The sequence below is a fragment of the Anaerobiospirillum sp. NML120511 genome (assembly GCF_023050955.1).
Lineage (GTDB): Bacteria > Pseudomonadota > Gammaproteobacteria > Enterobacterales > Succinivibrionaceae > Anaerobiospirillum.
Map to the genome: position 1 here is coordinate 1 of NZ_JALKIK010000115.1, position 1187 is coordinate 1187.

The 1187-nt window shown below is 48.3% G+C and carries 1 protein-coding gene; it reads left to right on the plus strand.

Annotated features, from left to right (window positions below):
• Positions 1–131, plus strand: a 131-nt coding sequence (locus tag MXE39_RS12875; RefSeq protein WP_281503472.1) for a flagellin, incomplete at its 5' end; no start/stop codon positions are given.
• Positions 132–1187: the final 1056 nt, after the last annotated feature.

A 1187-nucleotide genomic window follows, 5' to 3' on the forward strand; every position in this document is an offset into this window, starting at 1 on the left:
GAATTCGTGACGCAGACTTCGCCGAAGAATCAGCCAATCTGTCCCAGCAGTCCATTATTCAGCAGGCTGCTACCTCCATGCTGATGCAGGCCAACACCCGTCCTCAGCTGGGTCTGTCACTGTTAGGATAATCCACTGGCAGCATTAGCAAGGCAGCGCGTGGAAGAAAGTGGCGGAGCTCAGCAACCGCTAAGCCTTTACAATGCAATAAGAGCAAAGCTCTGCTGATGCCATATACCGCACACATCTTGTCAAAAAGGCACCCTCAGGGGTGCTTTTTTGTACCTGCAATTTGAACCATGACCGAGCGTGTGGTTGCGCTTTAGAGCGGTACTGGACAGGGGCGAAGTGTTGAGGACTCCTGGTTTGAAGTGGTGTTGCTGGATGCTACAGGTCTGGTGTAAACCGGCATGAGCGCATAGTGCGGGCAACTTCTGATGATGTCGGACGACAGCGCCATGTGGTTGAAGCTTTCTGCCCGGTTGATGTAGACGATGAGGCAATGGCCTTTGCTCTGACCAGCCGCCTTAGCGTAGCCAGATTTAGCAAAGCATTAAGGCGACTGGATTGCTCAGGGTCAGCAACCGGCATGTAATGGCGTTAGACGCGCTTTCCTTGGCTGTAAGGGCCCATAACGCCCTGCAGCGAGATATATGCGTGCTAAAGCTACTCCACCCTCTCTAATCTCCTCGGTGAATCACGCAGGGAAGAATATGGGCATGTAGTGGTGTGCGACGGCTTGGGGAGAGTCTGATGTGCGTCACACGGCCATGGCAGTACCTTAACGCGGCTTATGTTGCTGGTAGTTACGGCTTCTGCGGTGGAAGTAAGCAGTGGTCTTAATGAGCTGTAAGCACACGAAATTTAAATTAGTCATTAGCCACTATTAAAACCAAATTCCCTTAAATATCAGGTTAATAGAGATACTTATAGGTTGTTATGCTGTATCTATACGCGCCTGTTTTTCGCATCTGTTTAAGATTATATTTTGTGTAATCTGAATTACACACTTGTCATAGTGAAAAGTCGTTAAGCTTAATAAAGGGCCGTATTTCCGGGTCTTTATTACTATTTCACATACATGATGGGGAGAACACTATGGCTGTATACGTCAATACGAATATAAGCTCTCTGAACGGCCGCAGATATCTGAATAATGTGCAGAATCAGCTCACTACAACCTACCA